14 protein-coding genes are annotated in these 22,118 nt (G+C 67.8%); 12 read left to right on the forward strand and 2 right to left on the reverse strand.

What is annotated here, in order from left to right; genetic code table 11:
• Positions 1–2: 2 nt before the first annotated feature.
• Positions 3–425 carry a YbaB/EbfC family nucleoid-associated protein gene (locus AB0M22_RS20520; RefSeq protein ID WP_364728806.1) on the reverse strand — a complete coding sequence of 141 codons (423 nt, stop codon included), beginning with the start codon at positions 423–425 and terminating at the stop codon, positions 3–5.
• A gap of 238 nt (positions 426–663) precedes the next feature.
• Between AB0M22_RS20520 and AB0M22_RS20525 the strand changes: the two genes are divergently transcribed.
• The 8 genes from AB0M22_RS20525 to AB0M22_RS20560 all read left to right on the forward strand — a co-directional run bounded on the left by AB0M22_RS20525 (position 664) and on the right by AB0M22_RS20560 (position 16,128).
• Positions 664–1,161 carry a YbaB/EbfC family nucleoid-associated protein gene (locus tag AB0M22_RS20525; RefSeq protein ID WP_364728809.1) on the forward strand — a complete coding sequence of 166 codons (498 nt, stop codon included), beginning with the start codon at positions 664–666 and terminating at the stop codon, positions 1,159–1,161.
• 12 nt (positions 1,162–1,173) lie between these two features.
• The gene (locus AB0M22_RS20530; protein WP_364728812.1) at positions 1,174–7,128 is read left to right on the forward strand and encodes a hypothetical protein; all 5,955 of its coding nucleotides are present in this window, start codon (positions 1,174–1,176) and stop codon (positions 7,126–7,128) included.
• The gene (locus AB0M22_RS20535) at positions 7,121–9,742 is read left to right on the forward strand and encodes a hypothetical protein (protein ID WP_364728815.1); all 2,622 of its coding nucleotides are present in this window, start codon (positions 7,121–7,123) and stop codon (positions 9,740–9,742) included. The genes AB0M22_RS20530 and AB0M22_RS20535 overlap by 8 nt, the downstream gene beginning before the upstream one ends.
• A complete protein-coding gene (locus AB0M22_RS20540; protein ID WP_364728818.1) occupies positions 9,739–10,548 on the forward strand; it encodes an ESX secretion-associated protein EspG in 810 nt (269 codons plus the stop codon). The genes AB0M22_RS20535 and AB0M22_RS20540 overlap by 4 nt, the downstream gene beginning before the upstream one ends.
• Before the next feature lie 28 nt (positions 10,549–10,576).
• A complete protein-coding gene (locus AB0M22_RS20545) occupies positions 10,577–10,885 on the forward strand; it encodes a hypothetical protein (RefSeq protein WP_364728821.1) in 309 nt (102 codons plus the stop codon).
• Positions 10,886–10,900: 15 nt separating this feature from the next.
• Positions 10,901–12,493, forward strand: coding sequence for a hypothetical protein (locus tag AB0M22_RS20550; protein WP_364728824.1), 1,593 nt, complete (start codon positions 10,901–10,903; stop codon positions 12,491–12,493).
• Positions 12,494–12,654: 161 nt separating this feature from the next.
• Positions 12,655–15,582, forward strand: coding sequence for a BTAD domain-containing putative transcriptional regulator (locus tag AB0M22_RS20555; protein WP_364728827.1), 2,928 nt, complete (start codon positions 12,655–12,657; stop codon positions 15,580–15,582).
• A 108-nt stretch (positions 15,583–15,690) separates the two neighbouring features.
• The gene (locus AB0M22_RS20560) at positions 15,691–16,128 is read left to right on the forward strand and encodes a PPOX class F420-dependent oxidoreductase (protein ID WP_364728830.1); all 438 of its coding nucleotides are present in this window, start codon (positions 15,691–15,693) and stop codon (positions 16,126–16,128) included.
• A 40-nt stretch (positions 16,129–16,168) separates the two neighbouring features.
• Here the strand turns inward: AB0M22_RS20560 and AB0M22_RS20565 are convergent, their stop codons facing one another.
• Complete coding sequence (locus tag AB0M22_RS20565) at positions 16,169–17,164, reverse strand: LacI family DNA-binding transcriptional regulator (protein ID WP_364728833.1); 996 nt, start codon at positions 17,162–17,164, stop codon at positions 16,169–16,171.
• Between the two features lie 172 nt (positions 17,165–17,336).
• Between AB0M22_RS20565 and AB0M22_RS20570 the strand changes: the two genes are divergently transcribed.
• The 4 genes from AB0M22_RS20570 to AB0M22_RS20585 are packed head-to-tail and all read left to right on the forward strand — an operon-like array spanning position 17,337 to position 21,882.
• Complete coding sequence (locus AB0M22_RS20570) at positions 17,337–18,413, forward strand: ABC transporter substrate-binding protein (protein WP_364728836.1); 1,077 nt, start codon at positions 17,337–17,339, stop codon at positions 18,411–18,413.
• A 22-nt stretch (positions 18,414–18,435) separates the two neighbouring features.
• Positions 18,436–19,971 carry a sugar ABC transporter ATP-binding protein gene (locus AB0M22_RS20575; protein ID WP_364728839.1) on the forward strand — a complete coding sequence of 512 codons (1,536 nt, stop codon included), beginning with the start codon at positions 18,436–18,438 and terminating at the stop codon, positions 19,969–19,971.
• The gene (locus AB0M22_RS20580) at positions 19,964–20,932 is read left to right on the forward strand and encodes an ABC transporter permease (RefSeq protein ID WP_364728842.1); all 969 of its coding nucleotides are present in this window, start codon (positions 19,964–19,966) and stop codon (positions 20,930–20,932) included. Before AB0M22_RS20575 ends, AB0M22_RS20580 begins: the two co-directional genes overlap by 8 nt.
• Complete coding sequence (locus AB0M22_RS20585) at positions 20,929–21,882, forward strand: ABC transporter permease (RefSeq protein WP_364728845.1); 954 nt, start codon at positions 20,929–20,931, stop codon at positions 21,880–21,882. The genes AB0M22_RS20580 and AB0M22_RS20585 overlap by 4 nt, the downstream gene beginning before the upstream one ends.
• The last annotated feature ends 236 nt before the right edge of the window (positions 21,883–22,118 follow it).

Consider the following 22,118-nt stretch of genomic DNA (forward strand, 5'->3'; position numbering starts at 1 on the left):
GTTCAGCGGTCGTTGTCACGTGCCGACGGAGCATCGAAGGAGGCCCGCTGCGGTTCCGGGACCCGCGTCTTCAGATCCGGCAGGCCCGCGACGATCTCGGAGAGGCTGGGCAGCTGCGATCGGGTGCGCTGAATGGGCGCGATCAACTCGTTGGCGCGCCGGGCCACCTCCATCGCGGCCTCCTGGGTGGCGTCGGTGACGGCGTCGGCGATCTCGTCGTAATCCAATTCGTCGATGTCGTCGGCGAATCGGGTCTCGATGACGACACCGTCGGCGTTGACGGTGATCTGCACCCGGCCCTTGGCCGCCGTGGCGGTCGCGGTGAGTTCGACCCGCTGCCGCTGTGCCTCGGCGATCGAGCGAATATGCAGATTGACCGTGTCCAGCAGATCTGCGAGGTCACCCTTGGCTCGGTCGTTGTCCACGTCGAATTCTCCTGCTGCCCGACATAATTCGGAACCCGCGATGCCTCCGCATCGATTCCCCGCTGAACGTTACCGCGCCTAATCGCCGAGGATAATCCGCGATTATCAAATACTTATGTGTGTATTACGTGAGGGATTATGTCTCCGTTACCGGAGCCATGTTGAATCTCATTGTGCGGCAACTGGGCTCAGTGCGGCGTTGCGGAGCGAGCTCGAACTACGAGGTGGAGGCTTTCTGGTGGCGAACGAACGACTGAAGGCCGACGCCGCGATGATGCTGGAAGCCCTGCATGAGCAAATGCTCGGTATTGCCAAAATCCAACGTGATCGTTCCCGGCTCACCGCCACCGCCACCGCGTGCGACAAGCGAATCACCGTGACCGTCAACGCCGACGGTATTCTCATCGACACCAAGTTCGCCGACGACATCGGCGACCTGACCCACACCGAGATCGCCGAGGCGATGACCGAGGTCGTGCAGGAGGCCGCCCGGCGGGTGACCCAGCAGGTCGGTCTGCTCATGGAACCGCTGCGCGAGCGCAAGTCTCAGCTGCCGAAGCTGTCCGACCTCATCGAGGACGCACCCGACCTCGGATCCGCGATGCCGGTCGCGCCGCCCGCGTCGTTCGCGCCGCCGAACTCGCCGCAGCGGCGCTACGAGGACGAGGACACCGGCTTCGGTGATGCGCGCAGATTCGGCGGACGACGGTCGATGGTCAGCGGCCACGACGACTGAGTTCGCGCCGAGATGGGACTGTATCTGCCGCCTGAGCTGCGCTGGCTGGGGTGGATCGCGGGCGGTGCGTGGCCGGATGGCGACGAAACCGAGGTCTGGCATGTCTCGGACGCCTTCAAGGACGCCAGCTCGGCGCTGAACAAGCTCACCCCGGATATCGAGGACGTCAAGCGCATGACGATGTCCGCCTACCCCGAAGGGGCGGGCGGCGAGAAGATGGGCGCGCTGTTCGACCAGCTCATCACCGGTGACCAGTCGGTGGAATCGCTGGCGAAGTTCATGGAGCAGATCTCCGACGCCGTCTTCGATTTCGGCACGCAGATCGAAGCCGCGAAGCTGATGACGATCGTCTCGCTCATCGCGCTGGCCATCGAAATCGCCTGGGCCTGGATGTTCCCGCCGACCGCGCCGGCCGTCGAGGCGGCCGAGACCGCGGCCACCCAATCCATCCTGCGCCGGCTGGAACTGCAACTCCAGGAACGGATCCTGGCGAAGGTGCTGTCGGTGTTCGGCGAGAAGTTCGCCAACCTCAGCAAGAGTTACCTGCTCAAGATCCTCGAGGCGATGTTCATCTCCGGCGCCATGGACGCGAGCGTGCAACTCGGGCAGATGGCCGCCGGGCACCGGAAACACTTCGACGGCAAGGAGTTCGGGGTCTCGGTGCTGTCCTCCGGGCTCGGTTCGCCGTTCGGCCGGATCGCGGCCGACAACATCGGCAAATTCACCGGGAAGCTGCTCGGCGACAAGATCACCAACCCGTGGGTCCGGGCCGGGAACGGGGTAGTCGTCGGCGTCGGCTCCAGCCCGTTCGGCGCCGCGGTCGGCGGTCTCGGCGCGGTCCTGATCACCGGCGATTGGGAGGGTACGTTCGGCAACCCGGTCAGCTGGGTCGGCGGTGCGGCGCGCGGCGGGATCTCGGGTGGCGTCAAGGGGTACGTCGGGATCCACGGATACAACAACCGCAACAGCTTCGAGGTTCCGTGGGGATCGAACAAGGATGGATCGGCGAACTTCACCGGGAAGGGCGGGTTCTCCTTCGATTCGGGGCACAACGGATCCAGCGGATCCAATGGTTCGCGCAACGGTTTCGACGGTGAGCACGCCACGAATCGACCGGGGAACTTCGGCACGAACGGATCCCCGGGCAGCAACCGGGCCATCACCTTCGACGAGTCCGGCTCGGGATCGCGCGGGAACGGACACGATACGTCTCCGTCGATCTTTCCGGCCCGGTCCAACGAGCCGAACCTCCATGGTGATTCGGCAAACGGCGGCGGCTCGCGTAACGGGTCGGGCGGCGGGGAGAGTGCCGGCGGGAACAGGTCCGAGCACAACTCGACAAACGGGCAGAACAGTTCGTCGCCGGGCGGTGGGGGAGGCCGCGACCGGAACGCGCCGCCGCTGAATACCGCGGGGGGAAGCGAGAATTCGCGCGACGTGAACGGATCGTCCTCGCATCAGAGCGGGTCGACGACGAACAACCAGTCCACCGGTAATGGGCAGCAGTCCGCATCGAACCAGCCGGGCAGCACCCAGCAGCGACCCTCGACGGCCACGAATTCGACTGCTGGGAACGGCAATTCGTCGAACGCCGGAAACAGCGGCTCGTCGAACGCCGGCAGTTCGACCGAACGTGCCGATGGCGGGGGCCGGGACACGCGTACGACCTCCGGCAACGATGGTTCGGCGCAATACCAGCGCTCGCCCGCGCCGCAACCGTCCGCCGGTGATGCGCAGCCCTCGGTGCGCTCGACCACACCCGAATCGAATATCACTGCGGGACAGTCGCAACGGCCGCCGGGCTCGGAGTCCAGCCCCGCCGGCGCGCCGCCGCAGCAGCGGGTGCCCGGTTCGGAGACCAATCCGGCTGGTGGACCGCCGCAGCGTGGGGCAGGTCCGGAGTCGAGCCCGGCCGGTGGACCGCCGCAGCGTGGGGCAGGTCCGGAGTCGAATCCGGCCGGTGGACCGCCGCAGCGTGGGGCAGGTCCGGAGTCGAATCCGGCCGGTGGACCGCCGCAGCGTGGCGCGGGTCCGGAGTCGAATCCGGCTGGTGCGCCGCCGCAACAGCGCGGGCCTGGTTCGGAGTCTCCGGCGGGGCCGCAGCAACGTCCGTCGGTGTCGAATTCCGGTGCGGGCGACGGAACCTCGTCGCCGCAGCGCCCGCCGGCCACCGAGTCGAACTCGAACCCCTCGGGTCGGCCGCGTTCGTCGGTGCCGGAGCCGAATTCGACCACCGCGGGGCAGCAGCCGCCGCAACGGATCGCCGCGTCGAATTCCGGTGGGACACCGCCGCCACCGCGTTCGTCGGCGCCGGAGTCGAACAACGTGTCCTCGTCGTCGAATGCCCGCGGCGAGCACGACACGGGTGCGCCGCCGCCGCGCCCCGAGCAGCAGCGGCTGCTGCCGCCGCCCGAGGGGCAACAGCCACCGCCACGAGCGGCCACGCCGCCGGGACAGCACGACCCGAACGGGCCGCAGGGCGCGGTGCAGACCGGCCGCGGCGGGTGGACCCACGAGGAAAACCGCCCGGGGAACCCGAACTGGATCCGCAACGAACGAGGCGAGGTGCTGGTCACCTCACCCGACGGCACCCGGCATATGGTCGACCGCGACGGGAACATCACCATCGGGCGTCCCGGCGACCCGACGGCGGTCCGCATCCGCCCCGACGGCTCCACCGAGTTAGTGCCGAACTCCGCCAATCATCCTGCGGCACAACCCGGTCCGCGGGCCGGCGGCGCGAGCGGGCCGGAGCGGGAGTTCGGTTTCGGCAGGCCCGACGGCACCCGGCACACGGTGCTGCCCGACGGTTCGGTGCAGACCAGGTCCCCGGACGGGTCGACGACGACCATCCAGCGCAACGGCGCGACCGACTTCCGCTCGGCGTCCGGCGATCGGACACAGCGCGAGCAGGACGGCACCACCATCCACACGCCGCCGGACGGGCCCACCACGGTCACCCGCCCCGACGGCAGCACGCACGTCGTGCCGAACGACCGCGCGAGCTGGGAGCGCAAGGCCGACGGCTCCTTCGTGGTCACCTCGCCGGACGGCACCAGGCATGTGATCAGCCCGGACGGGACCATGGTGGTCAGCCGTCCCGATGATCCGCAGGCCCTCCGGGTCGGCCCGGAGCACACGATCGCGTTCGTCGCGCCCGACGGCTCCGGCGCGGCCCCACGGCCCGAGGGCGGCGCGGCGGGTAAGGACACCGGTGTGCGGTCGCCGTCGTTCAACCGGCCGGATCGCGTCTCGCACACGGTGCTGCCCGACGGCTCGGTGCAAACCAAGTCCCCGGACGACTGGACCACGACGGTCAAGCCCAACGGCGCGACCGAATTCACCTCGCCCACCGGCGACAAGACCATCTCGAAGCCGGACGGCACCGTGGTCGAGTCCGGGCCGGGCAAGCCCATCGTCACCACCGGCATCGACGGGACCAAGCAGACCGCCGAACCCAACGGCGCGGTCACGGTCGAGAACCCGGACGGCACCAAGCATGTCGTGTTCGACTCCGCGAACAATCAAGGCGGCGGACGAACCCAGCATCCCGACGGGACCGTCATCCACAGCGACCTGAAGGGGACGCTGGACTTCAGCCCGCGCGATCGGCTCGGCGGCTTTCCGCAAGACGGCCCGCGCAAGCACGGCATCATCCAGATGGATCGGCCGGACGGGATCGGGCTGGAGTCGACGCCCAAGGGCAGCAAGGTGTTCGACCCCGACGGCACCACCTACGAATCGGGCTCGCGCGGCTCCGTGCGCATCACCTCGCCGAACGGTGAGGTCGAAGTCCGGACCGTGACCGAGCCGATCGTGATGTCCAACGGCGCGGAGGTGGAGCGGACTTCCGGCGGCTTCCGGGTCACCCACCCGGATCACTCCACCTCCGAAATCGGTTCGCGCGGTGCGAAGTTCACCGATCCGGACGGCGTGGCCCGCGGAACCCGGCCGGACGGAACGACCTTCGTCACCGACCCGGACGGCACCGTGCGCGAGGTCCGGCCGGACGGGGCTGTTCGGGTCACCGCACCGGACGGAACCTCCTGGGGCAGTAGGCCGGACGGCACCACCTGGAAGGTCGACGACGCCGGAAAGATCTACGTCTCTCATCCCGATGGGACCGACGCGCCGCCGCCGCCTCCGCTGCGCAAGAACTCCTGGGTCGACGGCAGCGACGAGACCACCAAGACACGGCCGCGTCGCGTCCCGGACATCGGTCCGATGCCGGGCGAATACCACGCGCCGAAGGCACCGGAGCTGGACGATTGGATTCCACCGGGGTACGGCAGGGACGGCGACGAGAACGATTGGGAGCCTCCGGATCCCGATCTCTTCGACGATTACCAAGGGTATTGGGGTCCGGGCGGGGAGGACCACTACTACTACGACGACTCCGGCGACGGTCCCGATGATGACCATCGTGATTCGGGCGACGATCGTGATTCCGGGCAGAGCAAAGACTCCGGTGGTCCGGGTGTCGGTGACGACTCGGGTCGCGATGGTGGACCGGATGGCTTCGGCGGCAACGACTACCGCGATTCCGGTGACGCGGGCGGTGCCGATGAACGGCGCGACGATTCCGACCAGGATGGTGGAAGCCGCGGTGATTCCGGTGCGGACCAAGATGACTCGGCCGAGGACGACCGAACGGATCAGTCGGCCGAGCAGCAGCCGCCGCAGCCGGACCCGGCAGAGCTGGCGAACATGTTGCAGAACCTGCACGCCGCGGACGGGATGATTCCGCCTCCCGATGACGGCGGTGCGTCGACACCGGGGAGCGAGGGCGGACAGTCGCCGGACTTCACCCGCCTCTCCGAATCTGGCGAGGGTTCGTCGCAGAATGTGCCGCCGCCACCGGACCTGTCCGGGTTGCGGGGAATGCTGAATCAGTTGGGCGAGCAGGCCGCCGGCGGTTCGGGCGAGCAAGGTGCCCAGTCCGGTACGGGGAGCAACCCTGGTTCATCGAACGATCCGCGAGGCAGTTCCGGGTTGCCGAACCGACAGGGCGACGCCAAATTGCCCGGTGCCGAGCGCAATCCGGGCGCGCCGGAGACACACAATCGGCCGGATACCTCGGGCAACCACCCAGGTGGTCAGGGCTCTGAGACCCGCCCGGGTGGTCAGGGCGCAGATGGCCGGGGTTCGGAGAATCGCCCAGGCGGTTCGGGTTCCGAGAGCCGCCCAGATGGTCAGGGATCTGAGAGTCGTTCGGGCGGTGCGGGTTCGGAGAATCGCCCAGATGGTCGGGGCGCCGAGGATCGCCCTGGTGGGCAGGGTTCGGAGCGCCGCGCGGATGGCCAGAGCCCTGCCAGCAGTTCGGGCGGTCAGGGACCCGGAGGCCAAGCGGGTGGCTCGGGTGCCACGGATCAATCGCACGCTCCCGGCTCCGAGAATCGTTCGGATGCCCCGGGTTCCGGCGAGCAACCGGGCGATCCGCGTTCCGGCGAACGGCCGGGCACCGCGGGCTCCGGAGACCATCCGGGCGGCCAAGGCGCCGGTGACCGGCACGGCGGGCCGGGCGGCCAGGACGACTCGTCCAGGCCGGGAACGACGAAAATCCCAGAGCAGCACGGAAACTCGTCGCATCCGGGCGCGGCCGGGGCCCAGCAGTCGTCCACCCCGGGACGGCCGCCCATGCCGCCGCAGGACGGCCACCAGCCGGGTGGGTCCTCCGCGCCCGGTGGCACGCCGCCCCCGGGTGCCGCACCACCGCCAGGTACCCCGCCCCCCGCGGCGCAATCCGCGGCCGGAGCCAAACAGAAGCCACCACGCCGAGATCGCAAGAAGAACGACAAGCCACGAAAGACACCGAGATCAATGCTGATGCCCTCGCCGTCCGAGGCCCCCGAACGAGCGGGACCCGACGAGTCCGTCGATGTCCCTTTTGCTTTGGGAGCTTCGAACCAGGAACCCGAACCGGATAGCACGGCGCGATCGACCACGAGGAGAAGCGAAGATGGCTGACGAGCCGAAGAAGATCGACGACACCACCAAGACCTCGGCCAACGATTGGAAGGATCTGCGGTCGAAGGCGGATCACCACACGTTGAAGTTCAATCCCCTGAAGTTCGATCCCAAGGTGGTGGTTCAGTGCGCACAGTTGTGCCACGACATGATCGGGAAACTGAAGTGGTATCAGGACTTCATCAATAACAACAAAATGGCCAACATGGACAACTGGTCTGACGAGACGGGCGGCATCCAGCTCACCCACCGTTTCAATCAGAAGGGTCAGGACGTGCTGGCCGCGATGGACACCATGAAAGTAATCATGGAGGACATGGGCGACACGTTCCTCAGCGCGGGTGGAAATTATCTTCGGGCGGACGGGAAGTCGACCGAAGAACTCGAAAAGGTGGGCGATCTGCAGAAGGTGGATCCCATCAAGCCGAAGAACGATCCGCCCAAAGAACCGCATTTGTCGAATACCAACAGCAACCCGGACAAGCCGAAACCGCCCACCGGCGTGGACCCCGGCCAGCCGATCAGCGTCGAGGACGGCAGCGGCTGGGGCTGGGACCGATTCCAGACCTTCGGGCAGTCGTTGATCGGGCACGACTGGCGCACCTACGAGGCCGGTACTCGATACAACTGGATGAGCGGACAACTCAGCGGAGATCTCACCGACCTGAACGGCGCACTGAAACGGGTGACGTCCGAAATGTGGAGCGGTGAGGGTGCGGACCAGGCTACCAAGGCGATTCAGCGATTCACCGAAAGCTCGCTCACCTTTGCCAACAGCCTGACCAACCTCGGCAACGATCTGCTGTACTGCTCGAAGTGGCTGAACTACACCTACAACAAGACGCCCGAAAAGACGTGGGACAACACCTATGCATCGGATTGCGTGAAGCGGGATCGGCTCGGTGATTACCGAGGCCGATACAAGGACACCTACCTGCCCGGTATCGAGGGTGCGGTCGCCGCGATGCCGGTTATCGCCGTGACCGGCACGGTCGCCGCACCCCCGCCGCCCGGAGACGGTAAGGGTGACGGCAAGGGCGATAGCAAAGGTGACGGTAAGGGCGATAGCAAAGGTGACGGCAAGGGCGACATCGACAAGAACAGTCCCGAGTACAAGGCCGGCTATGAAGACGGCTACAAAAAGGGTCTGGAAGACGGCGGCGGTAAGGGTGACGGAAAAGGCGACGGCAAGGGTGACGGAAAAGGCGACGGCAAGGGCAACGGCAACGGCAACGGCAACGGGCAAAACTACGGAGGGCCCGGCAGCGGCGGCAGCGGAAACAGCGGCGGCGTAGACAAGAACAACCCCAACTACAAGGGCGGCTACGAAGACGGCCACAAGCAAGGCCTCGGCGACAGCAAGTCCGGCGGCAAGTCAGGTGGCAGCGGCGGACAGTCCGGCGGCCCCGGCGCCAACGGCTCCGAGTCGAAGGGCGGGCCCGGTTCGAGTGGCAGCGGCTCGCCCGGCCCGAATACGCAGATTCCCGACCTGTCCAATCTCGGCGCGAGCGATCCTGAGCGCAAATCGCCCGCGCCGAGCGGCAGCGTCGGTGGACCCGGCCTCGGCTCGACCGGCGGACCGGGCGGCGGTTCCAGCGGGAAGCCCATCGGCGGACCGGGCTCCGCGTCGCCCGGACCCAAGATAAACCCGCCCATCCCGGGTCCGGGCAAGCCGGGCAGCCCCGTCCCTGGCTCGCCGGATGATCTGCTGAAAAAGCTGCTGAACGGCGAGAACCCGCTCAAGGATCTGAGTCCGGAGGCGCTGAAGAAGATCGGGTCGGATCTGCTCGGTGGTCTGAGCCCGGATCTGTTGAAGAACATGAGCCCGGAGGCCTTGCAGAAGCTGGGTTCGGATCTGCTGCAAGGGATGAGCCCGGAGGAACTGAAGAAGCTGGGGTCCGACATCCTCGGCGGCCTCAGCCCGGAAGAGTTGAAGCACCTCAGCCCGGAAACGCTGAAGAACCTCAGCCCGGACGTGCTCAAGAACCTCAGCCCCGAAACGCTGAAGAACCTCGATCCGGAAACACTGCGGAACCTGAGTCCGGACACCGTGCGCGATCTGGGGCGCAGCCTCGCCCAGGTGCCCGGCGGCGGGGATCTGCTCAAGCTGCTGACCGACGGATTGAGCGGGCTCACCTCGACAATCGGCGACGTGGTCAAGACCGGTACCGAAGCGCTCGCCGGCCTGGCGAGCAGCGGGGTGCTCGGCATCCCCGGCATCGGCGAGCTCCAGCATATGGAGATGGCCAGTGGCAGCGCGGCGCCGAGCGATCTCGCGTCTGCGCTCAAACACGCCGCGGGCATCCCCTCCGGTGGACCAGGCGGGCCCGGTGGACCCGGCGGATCGCACGCGCCGCTCACCACCCTGTCCGGTGGCCCGGCCGAGTCGTCGAAGTTGTTCCCGCGGGCGGCAATTCAGGGCATCGGCGAGGGCCATCAGATGCAGACCGCGCAGGCCGGAAGCGCGCCGGGGCCCATGGGTCCCGGCCCTGGTCCGGGACCCGGTCAAGGTAGCGGGGAATACAAGCGGCCCAAGTACCTCGACTCGGTGACCAATCTGGACAGCGCCCTCGGGCCGGACATCGAGCGCTCGAAGCCGGTGATCGAGCCGTGACGCAGCAGTGGAAGTTCACCGCGCTCGAGTTCATCGTCCTGTGTGAGCAGTATCGCGAAGGTTCGCTGCCGACGCCGTTCCTGTTCGTCACCGAGGAGGTGGTCATGGCCGACGAGCTGGAACGGCGTAAGCGGGTCGTGTGGGAGGACCTGCGGCGTCGGCTCGGCGGCTCGTTCGACGGCGCGATCGAGGTGCTGACCGCCCCCGAACTTTTTGTCCGCGTGCGTAGTTGGGACGAGCAGGCGGAAAGCAATATGGCCAAGCAGTACCACCTGCACGCGGCGCGGGCAGGCGCGCACGGCTACCTCTTCGAACAGGCCCCCGGCCTGATCACCTACGACACTCTGGCCTTCACCGTCACCGAGTGTGATCCGCGCGCGCTGGCCGGTGCGGTGGTCGCCTCGCTCCCGCCGGTGGAAGCCGGTCGGCTGCCGGACATTCCGGTCGTGACCGACCCGGCCGAGCACGAGGTGCCGACCTGGGGCAACAGCTATATCCGGGACGAGCGGGAGGATTCGCCGGTTTATCAGACCCAGCAGTTCTTCCAGCGGCGGGCCGATTGCACCGGATCGATCATCGTGGTGCAGGGGCGCTCGAAGTACGGTCCGCGCGGTATCCACGAGACGAAGATGATGTGGCGCGACGTGGTCGATGACGGCCGGTATGTGATGTCGCTCGACGAGGCGCCGGTCGCGGTCGCCACCGGCCGCAGGCAGCTGACCGAACGGATTCAGCGGGATATCGACAATCTGATGCAGCGTCTCGAAATACATTGGGAGGCAGGGCGTCCCGACGATCGGTACTGACCTTAGTAGGAGAACAGGAGGCGACGCCATGTCCGGTGAACGCAGGATCGAGGTGGACACCACGCGATTGCGCGGTGCCGCGGCCAAGATGGAGGAGGTCGGCAAGACGACCGAATCCATCATGGCCACGCTGCGAAGCAACTTGCAGGCCAAGGGTTTTCCCTTCGGCGAGGACGACTACGGCGACAAGTTCACCAAGGGTGACAAGGGTTACACCAAGTCTGCGGAGAACCTGCTGACCGGTGGTGACAACATGACCGATTCGGCGAAGAAGTTCAGCAAAGGCATGAACGGCGCCGCGGACAAGATGGACAACATGGATTCCGGGAATTCGTGAGGAGTGGCTGACTAGATGACCGATCCACAACCGCACACTCCAGCCGGTGCCGATTCCGGTGCCTTGCCGGACGTTTCGTTCCGGCTCGGCGGCCTCGGTTCTGCGGGTCCGGCGCCCACGCCGGCGGCCCCCGATTCGCCTGCACCGGAACCGGAACCGGAACCCGAAGCGGCCGCAGCCGAACCGACGATCGAAGACCAGGCCACCGATCTGGCCCACCGGATCGCGCAGGAACTGGCGGTCGCCGGTCCGGAGGGCTGGCGGCGGCTGGCGGCGGTCTTCGCCCTCACGGTGGCGGGCGGGGTGCGGACCGCCGTCTACTTCGACGAGGCCGACGGGGCGGCCCGGATCGAGCCGTCGGACGAAATCATGGAACTGGTCCGGTGGCAGCGCGAGGTCTCGGCCCCGCTCGGCGACGGACCCTGGTGGCGGCTGACCATGCAGTTCGACGTCAGCGGCCGGTTGGAGCTCGACTACGACTACGGCGACGAGCCGTTCCCGGACGAGCACCTGCTGGTGCCCGAGGCGTATCTGGCCGATCTCGAGGCGTTTCCGCGCGAGCGGTTGCCGATGTGGCTGGCCGCCTACATCGGTCACGAGAATCGGCAGTGGCGTTCGCCCCAGCAAGCCGCCGCGCAGACCCGGGCGGACCAGGAGGCCGGTGTCGTCGCCGTGCGGTCGCTGGACGACTTTCCGGTGCTGCCCGTGCTGTGGGCGCGCTGGGCGACGATCGCCGCCGCCTTCGTCGCCGTCGGCTCGGAGTGGGGTCCGCGGATCCAGCCCGCGCTGGGCGTGTTCGAGGGATCGGCGCGCAGCGGATCCACGCTCTACGTGCTGCCCGGCGGCCGGGCGATTCTGTCCGGCGGCGTGTGGAACGCTCCGGAACTGGACGCGGCCTACAACGAGGACGCACCGCATCCGGAGCTGTACGCGGGCGCGCCGGAGTGGGTGGCCAACCAGGTGCTCAATCCGCGGGCGGCCCGCGGGCTGATGTCGTTCTGTTACTGGTGGGAGGACAACAGCTGGTATCGCGGGGACTCGCCGTCCGCGGACGTGCTCAGTCCGGCCGTGCCCGGCATCTGGACCGACGAGACCGTGGTCGACGTGGTGTGCGGCGTGCTCAGTGACCATCCGAGCGACGAATTGCGCGCCGCCGCGGCGACTCTGGTGGCGGCCGCGGAGGCGGGCGTGGTCACCCGCGACACCCTGGCCGCCCTGTTCACCGACCCGAACGACGACATCGACAGTGCCCTGTACCAGCTGTCGCTGGCGGGCTTGGTGACCAGGGTTCCGGCGGCGCTCGCGCAGGACCGCGCGATCGCACTGGTCCGAGCGCACATCGGCGCCCAGGACGCGGACGCCGATCGATACCCCGTCGACGAGTTGGTCGCCGAGCGGCTCAGCGTCGGCTGGATGGTCTTCGTGCCGACCCGCCCCGACGAGATCGCCATCGGCCGCGCCATCTTCTATGTCGCCGACGACGGCGTGGTCGAACAGTCGTCGTCCTCGGTCGCGCCGTCGCTCTATCTGGAGGGGTTCGAACAGCGATACAAATTGCGGCGGACGAGCGCGGCAGGGGACTGGGAGGTAACCAGGCCAGGCATGTGACCTGCATCACATTCGTTTGAGTGTGCCGTACCGGCATGGTCTCTGCTGGGTAGTGACTGAAATCCTTGTTGCTCGGCTGGATTCGAATGTGAGGGATTCGTTTGGCACCGCAGCAGTGTTCGGGTATTGATGGGGCGGGGCCCGGAGAACTACGACTACGCATGTTGGGGCCGGTCGAGGTGTGGCTGGGGGACGAGCATCTGGACATCGCGGCGCCGCAGCTGCTGGCCGTGCTGGCCATGCTCGCGGCCGAGCCGGGGAGCACGCTGTCGACGACGCAGCTGGCCGCGCGCCTATGGGCCGACCGGCCGCCGAAGACGGCGGCCAGCGTCCTGCGCAACCATGTGCTCGTGTTGCGTCGGCTCTTCGATGCGCACGGGCACGCGGGCGCCGGAGGTGAGTGGCTCGCTTCGACGCGCGGTGGGTATCGGCTCAACCTGCCGGTCGAGTTCGATGTCGTCGCCGTCGAGGAACTGATCGCGGCCGCCGAATCCGATCGCCGGTCGGGTGCGCTCGACGAGGCGGACGCCAAGTTGACCGCGGCGCAGCAGCTGTGGCGCGGCGACCCGATGATCGGGCTGCCCGGACCGTGGGCCGAAGGCGAGCGCGCCCGCCTGAGCAGGCTGCGATTGGCCCTGTACGAAGTCGGGGTCACCGTCGCGCTGGATCTGGGGCGGTATTCGGTCGCCGTCGCGGAGTCGGAGGCGCTCATCGCGGCCGACCCGCACTGCGAGCGCTGGTACGAACTGCTGATGCTCGCGCTGCACCGCAGCGGGCGGCGGGTCGAGGCGCTCGACGTGTACCGCAACGCGCGCCGGGTGCTGGCCGACGAACTCGGGCTCGAGCCCGGTCCGCAGCTGGCCCGGCTGCATCAGCAGATCCTGTCGGCGGAGGCGCCGGACTTCGAGGAAGCCGCTGAGCTGCCTACTGTCGCAATGGATTCAGGTCCCCGGCGGATTCCGGCCCAGCTGCCACCCGACCTCGCCGACTTCGTCGGCCGCGAAGACGTGGCCCACGAGCTGGCCGAGATCTTGGCCGCGGACTCCGACCACCGCCCGATGATCGCCATCACCGGGCTGGGCGGCGTCGGAAAGACCACGCTCGCAGTGCATCTCGCCCATCGCGCGCGGAAGCACTATCCGGACGGCGCGCTGTATCTGGATCTCGGTGGGCTGGACGAACATCCGCGCTCGACCGACATGCTGCTGGCGGTCGCCTTCCGCTCGTTCGGCATCGAGGCGGGGGAGCTGCCGTCCGATCTGGCAGAGCGAACGGCCTTGTGGCGCAACACCGTTGCGGGCAAGCGCATTCTGCTGGTGCTGGACAACGCACGGGACGTCGAGCAGCTCGCCCCGCTGCTGCCGGGCTCCGGCACAGTGGCGGTGCTGGTCACCAGCCGCTCGAGTCTGGCGGAATTGTTCGACGCGCGGTTGGTCCCGCTGGATGTGCTGACCCCGGACGAGGCGTGGTCGCTGCTCGAGCGGATGGTGTCGGTGCGGCGGCTGCGGGACGAACCCGATGCGGCACATGCCATCCTGCGGGCGTGCGGGCATCTGCCGGTCTCGTTGCGCATCGTCGGCGCGCGGCTCGCGAGCCGGCCCACCTGGCGGCTCGCCGCGGTCGCGGAACGACTGGCCGACGAACGTGGCCGGCTGGCCGAACTCTCGGTCGGGAACACGAGCGTGGAACTTGTGTTCCGGGAGAGCTACCGCCTGCTCACCCCCGACGTCGCCCGCGTCTTCGTGCTCGCCGCGTTCTCCGACGCGCCCGATCTGTCGGTCGCCGCGGTGGCCGCGCTGATCGACCGGGATCGGATCGAGGCCGAGCGGCTCTGCGAATCCCTGGTCGACCTGGGCATGTTGCAGACGCCCGAGCGCAGCCGCTACCGGTATCACGATCTCTTGCGGCTGTTCGCCCGCGGTGTCGCGGATGCGGCGCAGCAGAAGGAATGGGCCGATGCCCTGCGCCGGCTGATCGATTTCTATCTGGCCAGTGCGAAAAACATTGTGGAACTGCGTGATCCGGGCGTCGGCACGGACTACTACGCCGCGACCAGCGTGGCCGGGCAGTCGTTCACCGACGAACGGCAGTGCGCCGCATGGGCAAAGGCGGAACGATTCGGGCTGGTTGCCCTTTATCGGCAGGTGGCCGATGTCTCCGACGCCCGAACCCGCACGCTCGCAGTCGATCTCGCGCTGTCGCTCGCGGTGGGCGGCGATGCGGGCGAGCACCTGCCGCAGGTGGCGAACGTGTTGGAGAAGTTGAGCCGGGCCGCCGAAAAGGACGGCGACCAGCAGACCATGGGCCGGGCCCAACTCGCCGCCGCGGTCGCCCGGTTGGTCGGCATGGGCGATCTGGGCGCCGCGCGCACCCTCCGGAATGTGGGTGCGCTGCTCCGTAACCTGGGCGACCTGGCCGGCGCGGTCCTCGCCGAGCAGATGCTCGGCACCGCCATGGCTTACCAGGAGAACGTCGACGTCGCCGCGGAACACTTCCGGCGCGCCATCGAACTGGGACGGGAGGGCGGCAACCAGTGGAGCGAAGGCATGGGCTGGGCGACCCTCGCCCGCACCTACTGCGACGCCCGGCGCTGGCCGGAAGCCGCCGAATCCGCCGAGCAGGCCCTGTGCATCGCGCGACTGGTCGGCAGCCTCCGGCTCGAGTCGATGGCCCTGCACGAGCTCGGCTACGCGACCCTGCATCGCGGCGAGCCCGTGAAAGCCAGAGAGCTGTGCGAGCAGGCGCTCGAAGTGGCCCGCCGCGACGGTCGCCGGCACCAAGAGGGTTGGGCGCTGGCCAGATTGGCCGAGGTGGCCCTCTACAGCGGCGACGCCGAGGCCGCGGTGCCGATCGCCGCCGAAGCCGTGCGGGCGCTCACCGAGGTCTCCGCCACCGTCCGCCGCCTGCGTGCCATGCGGGTCTACGGCCGCGCCCTGACCGCCGTCGGCCGCACCGACGAGGCCGAACCGATCCTGCGCAAGGTGGCCCACCTGAGCAAGCGCATCGGCCTGGTCGCCCCCGACATGTCCGCCCCGCGCCCGGTCAACGGTTCGTCGTCCGCGATCCTCGCATTGTCACGAGGTAAATGACGGCTTTCGTCGCGTGCGGGAACCGGCCCGCCAATTGGGGTTCCCTTAGGGAACTTAGAGTGCTACGTTCTTGGGGTCTCTTGAAGGAACTTTGAAAGGTTTACCGAGATGAGCAAGGATTTCAGCGCCGATGCAGCGTCGGTCGAGGGGAACGATCCCGAACGCCGCACTCTCGATCCCGAAGTGCGCCGAGTGCTCGACGGCGCACCGCACGCCCATCTGGCCACCCTCCTCCCCGACGGCTCGCCCCATGCTGTGCCGGTCTATGTCGGCACCGACGGCGACCACGTCGTCATCCTCACCGGTCCGAGCAGTCGTAAGGCCCGCAACCTGCGCCGCGACCCACGCGTCGCGCTCTCGATGACCCCCGCCGACAACCTGTTTCAGCCGGTGATCATCCGCGGCAAGGTCGTCGAGTGGCTCGACGGCGACGCCGCTTGGCCGATCATCGACCGCCTCGCGATGAAGTACACCGGCAACCCGTACTCCCGTGACCTCGAACGGGTCGTCGCCCGCATCGAACCCGACTACCAGAGCGCAGGCTGAAACCCCTTCCGGGACTCGACCTTCACCGCCGCCCTGTTGGTCAGCCGCCGGTGCTCTCCCGGATCTCCAGCGTGAACGGGATCTGAATGTCTTGGACGGCAAAGGTTTCGGTGCCGCGGCGGCGGAGCAGCTCGACCGCCGTGCCGGCGATGGCGATCTTGTCGGGTGCGATGGTGGTCAGCGACGGGATGCTGAACGCGCTCTCCTCGGTGTTGTCGAACCCGACGATCGCCACGTCCTCGGGAATTCGCAGGCCCCGTTCGGCGACCCGGCGCATCGCGCCGAGGGCGAGCAGGTCGTTGAAGCAGAAGACCGCGTCGGGTGGTTCCGGTAGATCCAGGAGGTGATCCATGGCCTCGGCGCCGTCGCGCCGGTGATACTCCAGCGCCGTCACGATCAACTCGCTCCGCTCGGGAATCCCGTTCTCGGCCAACGCTTCCCGATAGCCGATGAGACGCAGGGCGGCGGTGCCGCGGTGCGGGTTGTGGCCGATCGCGGCGATCCGCCGGCGACCGATCCGGGCCAGGTGTCCCACCGCGGTGTGAGCGGCGCGCACATTGTCGATCGCCACATGGTCGATGGGCACGTCGACGGCGTGCTCGCCGAGCAGCACCAGCGGCACCGCGGGAGACAACTCGGCGAAGTCCGCGGTCTCGAGCGCCTGCGGGCTCACGATCGCCCCGTCGATCAGGTAGGGGCCCATCGACGAAAGGGCGGCGCGTTCCTGCCCCCGGACGCCCTGGGTCTGTTCGATCAGCACACCCCACTCGTGCCGGTGGGCGGCGGTGATGACCAGACCGGTCAGCTCGGCGAAGTACGGGATGCTCAGCTCCGGCAGCACCAGCGCGATGAACCCGGTCCGCCCGCGCCGCAGATTGCGCGCACCGCGGTGCGGCCGGTAACCGGTCGCCTCCAGCGCCGCCAGCACCTTGCGCCGATTCTCCGGTTTGACGAAGTCGTACCCGTTGACCACGTTCGATACCGTCTTGATGGAGACGCCGGCAAGCGTCGCAACATCTTTGAGCGTGGCGGCCACTGCGCTGCTCCTCCTCGCCCTCGGCCCGATCCGCGGAAACCGATCTTCAACGGATTTCTCCAAACTACTTACAACGTTGTTCCAACGTTGTAAAACTCATCTAACGCCTCGCACGGCAGCGAGGATCGGGTCGCGCTCCGGCCCTCGACGGGGTGCCCTGGAGGAGTTACCGATGCCCGTCAACAAGACCCACGCGATCGTCGTCGCCGTCACCACCGCGGTCGGCCTCACCCTGTCCGGATGCGCGAAATCCGAGACGGATTCGTCCGCGCCGACCGGAGCCGGTCCCGCGGCATCGGCGGCCGCGACCCAGCCGAGCGGGCAGTCGACCTGCACCCTGGCCCAGACCGGTTATCCGAAGATCGACCCGAAGACGGCGAAAATCGGCTTCTCCCAATCGGAGAAGGAAGCCAACCCGTTCCGGATCACCGAGACCGCGTCGATCAAGGAACAGGCTGCCGCACTGGGCATTCCGTCCGGCAATCTCCTCGTCACCAACGCCCAGAGCGATCTGAACAAGCAGATCAGCGACATCAAGTCGCTGCTCGATCAGGGCGTGCAGGCGCTGATCGTGGCCCCGCTGAACTCCGACGGCCTGCAACCGGCGCTGGACGCGGCCAAGGCCAAGCGGGTGCCGGTCATCACGGTGGATCGCAAGGTCACCTCCCAACCCTGCACCGACTACCTGACCTTCATCGGCTCCGACTTCGTCGAGCAGGGCAAGCGCGCGGCCGATCAGATGATCCGGGTCACCGGCGGCCAGGGCAAGATCGCGATCCTGCTCGGCTCCTCCGGCAACAACGTAACCACCGACCGGACAAAGGGTTTCAAGGACCGGCTGGCCGGCACGCCCGGTCTGACCATCGTCGCCGAGCAGACCGGCGACTTCGACCGGTCCAAGGGACTGTCGGTGATGGAGCAGCTGTTGCAGAGCCACCCGGACATCACCGCCGTCTACGCGGAGAACGACGAGATGGGCATCGGGGCGGTCAACGCGATCAAGGGCGCGGGCAAGAAGCCCGGCACCGACATCAAGATCGTCTCGGTGGACGGCACGCACAACGCGGTCCAGCTCATCGTCGACGGTTCGTACAACGCGGTCATCGAGTCGAATCCGCGCTTCGGCCCGCTGGCGTTCCAGACGTTGCAGCAGTTCCAGGACGGCGCCGCCATCCCGGCGACGGTGATCATCTCCGACGACGAGTACGACGAGACGAATGCCGCCGCGAAGGCGGCCAACTCGTATTGATCACGCCGACAAGCAGATTCCGATGAGCGAACCGGTGCTCGAGGTCGTCGAGGCGCGCAAGGAGTTCGGCGGCACCCGCGCGCTCGACGGTGTGTCCTTCACCCTGCGCCCGGGTGAGGTGCATGCGCTGGTCGGGGAGAACGGCGCGGGCAAATCCACCCTGATCAAGGCGCTGACCGGCGTCTACCAGCTGGACGGCGGAGAGCTGCGCTATCGGGGCGAACCCGCCGTGTTCCCGACGCCGCTGCACGCGCAACGCGCGGGCATCTCCACGATCTACCAAGAGGTCGATCTCATCCCGATGATGAGCATCGCGCACAACGTCTTTCTGGGGCGTGAACCGCGAAATCGGTTGGGGCTCATCGACCAACGGCGGATGTTCCGGATGGCGGCCGAGCTGCTCGCCGGGTACGGCATCACCGACGATGTCCGCCGACCGCTGCGCAGTCTCGGTGTCGGCGCGCAGCAGATGGTCGCGCTGGCCCGCGCGGTGTCGATCGACGCGCGGGTGGTCATCATGGACGAGCCGACCTCGGCCCTGGAACCACGCGAGGTGGAGACGCTGTTCGCGGTGATCGAGCGCCTGCACGAACGCGAGATCGCCGTGGTCTACGTCAGCCACCGGCTCGATGAGCTCTACCGAATCTGCAACCGGGTCACCGTTTTACGCGACGGCAAGCTGGTGCACACCGGGCCGCTCGCCGAACTCGAACGGCTGCCGCTGATCGCCATGATGCTCGGCCGCGATATCGGCGAGATTCGCGCGCACGGCGCGACCAACTTCGCCGACGATCGGCATGCCGCGGCCGAGCAGGTGTTGCGGGCCGAGGATCTGGTCAGCAGGCCTCGGCTGGCCGGCGTCTCGGTGTCCGCGCGGGCGGGCGAAATCGTCGGGCTGGCCGGGCTTCTGGGTTCCGGACGCAGCGAGACCGCGCGGGCCATCTTCGGGGCGCTGCCGTTGGATCGCGGTTCGGTCGTCCTCGGCGGGAAGACTGTTCGATCCGGCAGCACGCCCGCGGCGATCGCGGCCGGCATTGCCATGCTGGCCGAGGACCGCAGGGCCGACGGGATCATTCCGGAGCTGTCGGTCCGGGAGAACATCGTGCTGGCCGCGTTGCCGCGGCTGTCTCGATTCGGGTTGGTCAGTCGCGCGCAACAGGATCGGATCGTCGATACCTTCATCGATCGGCTGCGGATCAAGGTGGCCGGGCCGGAGCAGAAGGTGTCCGAACTCTCCGGCGGCAACCAGCAGAAGGTGATGCTGGCGCGCTGGTTGTGCTTGCAGCCCAAGCTGTTACTGCTGGACGAGCCGACGCGCGGCATCGATGTCGGCGCCAAGCTCGAGGTGCAGGCGCTGATCGACGAACTCGCCGATGCGGGGCTGGCGGTCGTGCTCATCTCCGCGGAATTGGAGGAGCTGCTCGACGGGGCCGACCGGCTGCTCATTCTGCGCGACGGGGCGACGGTCGGCGAACTGGTCGGCGATCAGCTGACCGAGAGCAATGTGCTGGCCGCGCTCGCCGAGGCGCCGGATCCCGAAGGGACATCGGATGATTGAGCAGGTCGCTGCCCGGCGGCCGCCTGCGTGGCGGGCTCGTACCACGGTCTGGTTACAGGCGTACGGCGTGTACGCCGCCCTCGGTGCGCTGATCCTGTTCAACCTGGTGGCCACGTCGAATTTCTTCACGCTCGCCAACCTTCGCACGCAGCTGCTCCAGGCCGCGCCGGTGGTCATCGTGGCGCTCGGCATGGCGCTGGTGATCGGGACCGAAGGCATCGACCTGTCCGTCGGCGCGGTGATGGCGTTGGCCGCGGCCATGATTCCGCAATATCTCGGCTACGGGCCCGCGGCCGCGATCGTGGTCGCCCTGCTGATCGGTCTGGCGGCAGGTCTGTTCAACGGACTTCTGGTGGCGCGCATCGGGATTCAACCGATCGTCGCCACCCTGGCCCTGCTGGTCGCCGGTCGCGGGCTGGCGCTGGTGATCGCCAACGGGCAGCTCGTCGACATCCGGAACGAATCCTTCCTCACCCTCGGCTCCGGCGACCTGTTCGGCGTCCCGATCAGCGTGCTGATCGCGGCCCTGCTGGCGGTCGGCGCCGGATTCCTCATTCGCCGAACCACATTCGGCCGCCAGCTGGTCGCGATCGGCGGCAACCGATCCGCGAGCGAGCTGGCGGGGTTGCCGGTGCGGCGCGTGCTGGTCGCCGTCTATGCGATCTGCGGCGTGCTCGCCGGGTTGGCGGGGGTGCTCGCCACCGCCCGGCTGCGGGCCAGTGATCCGGCGGATGTCGGTCTGCTGATGGAACTTTCGGCCATCACCGCGGTCGTGGTCGGCGGCACGCCGTTGACCGGCGGCAAGGTCCGGGTGGTCGGCACCGTGGCCGGGGCGCTGCTCATGCAGTTGGTGCTGGCCACCCTGATCAAGCACGATCTGCCGTCCTCTACCGCGCAGATGGTGCAGGCGGCGATCATCGTGGTGGCCGTGTATGTCGCGCGGGAGCGGAACAGCCGATGAGCCCGCGGTTTCTCCTCGAATGGTTGCAGAAGCAGCCCGCGGCGGTGGTCTTCGTCGTGGTGGCCGGGGTGGCTTGGGCGACCCTGCCGCATTTCGGCAGCGTCACCAATATGCGCGATCTGGCGATGCAGAGTTCGTTCCTCGCGGTGATCGCGCTCGGCATGACCTTCGTGATCATCTCCGGGGGCATCGACCTGTCGGCCGGGTCGGTGTATGCGCTCGGCGGGGTGCTGGCCGCGTACGGATCGCAGTGGGGGTTCGCGGCGGCGCTGCTGTTGCCGCTGGCGGTGTGCGGTCTGATCGGGATGATCAACGGTCTGCTGGTGGCGCGGACCGGGATGGCGCCGTTCATCGTCACCCTGGCGACCTTGCTTTTTGCCCGAGGGCTGTTGCTCGCCATCACCGACGAGGGCGCGACCACCTACAAGATCGAGCGTGGACAGGCGTTCCTGGAGATCGGCCGGGGGACGCTGTTCGGCATCGGTTATCCGGTCTACCTCACCCTGATCCTATTCGCCGCCGGTGCGGTGCTCTTACGCCGCACGGCCTTCGGCCAGGTCGTGTTCGCGACCGGCGGCTCCGAGCGCTCCGCGGTGCTCATGGGTCTACCGGTGATCCGCACCAAGATCATGGTCTACACCCTCAGCGGGCTGCTGGCCGGATTCGCCGGCGCGATGACCGCCGCCTATCTGGAGTCCGGGGTCACCGTGATCGGCGTCGGCACCGAGCTGGACGCGATCGCCGCGGTGGTAATCGGGGGAACACTGCTCACCGGCGGAGTCGGCACCGTGATCGGCACCATCTTCGGCGTCCTGCTGCGCAATGTCATCCAGGACATCATCAACGAAATCGGCACCCTGGACAGCAACTATCAATCGGTAGTCAGCGGCGCCTTCCTGCTAGTCGTGGTCGTGTTGCAGCGACTGCTCGGGTACGTGCGCCGAGAGTGAGATCGCGGACGCGACTCGCCCTGCCGGGTCTCGATCCGCCGCCTCTGGAGCTGAAAGGTCGAACAGGGTGCGAGCGCCGACCGCAACGTCGACAACAGAATCCACGCACCCTAACTCGGGATCCGCACCGGCTTTAGGGCCCTATTCTCGGTGCGTATCCCAAGAGAGTGTGCAGATCCTGGGAGTTACGGTCAGAGGGGACGCTCCGCGGCGGTGGCGCGGTACTGCAGAGGTCT

This window comes from Nocardia sp. NPDC051756 (genome assembly GCF_040681495.1).
Taxonomy (GTDB): domain Bacteria; phylum Actinomycetota; class Actinomycetes; order Mycobacteriales; family Mycobacteriaceae; genus Nocardia.

Coding starts and splice junctions, on each gene's coding strand:
- AB0M22_RS20585 (WP_364728845.1), top strand. CDS start 20,929: ATGAGCCCGCGGTTTCTCCTCGAATGGTTGCAGAAGCAGCCCGCGGCG.
- AB0M22_RS20545 (WP_364728821.1), top strand. CDS start 10,577: ATGTCCGGTGAACGCAGGATCGAGGTGGACACCACGCGATTGCGCGGT.
- AB0M22_RS20555 (WP_364728827.1), top strand. CDS start 12,655: ATGTTGGGGCCGGTCGAGGTGTGGCTGGGGGACGAGCATCTGGACATC.
- AB0M22_RS20575 (WP_364728839.1), top strand. CDS start 18,436: ATGAGCGAACCGGTGCTCGAGGTCGTCGAGGCGCGCAAGGAGTTCGGC.
- AB0M22_RS20550 (WP_364728824.1), top strand. CDS start 10,901: ATGACCGATCCACAACCGCACACTCCAGCCGGTGCCGATTCCGGTGCC.
- AB0M22_RS20580 (WP_364728842.1), top strand. CDS start 19,964: ATGATTGAGCAGGTCGCTGCCCGGCGGCCGCCTGCGTGGCGGGCTCGT.
- AB0M22_RS20535 (WP_364728815.1), top strand. CDS start 7,121: ATGGCTGACGAGCCGAAGAAGATCGACGACACCACCAAGACCTCGGCC.
- AB0M22_RS20570 (WP_364728836.1), top strand. CDS start 17,337: ATGCCCGTCAACAAGACCCACGCGATCGTCGTCGCCGTCACCACCGCG.
- AB0M22_RS20560 (WP_364728830.1), top strand. CDS start 15,691: ATGAGCAAGGATTTCAGCGCCGATGCAGCGTCGGTCGAGGGGAACGAT.
- AB0M22_RS20530 (WP_364728812.1), top strand. CDS start 1,174: ATGGGACTGTATCTGCCGCCTGAGCTGCGCTGGCTGGGGTGGATCGCG.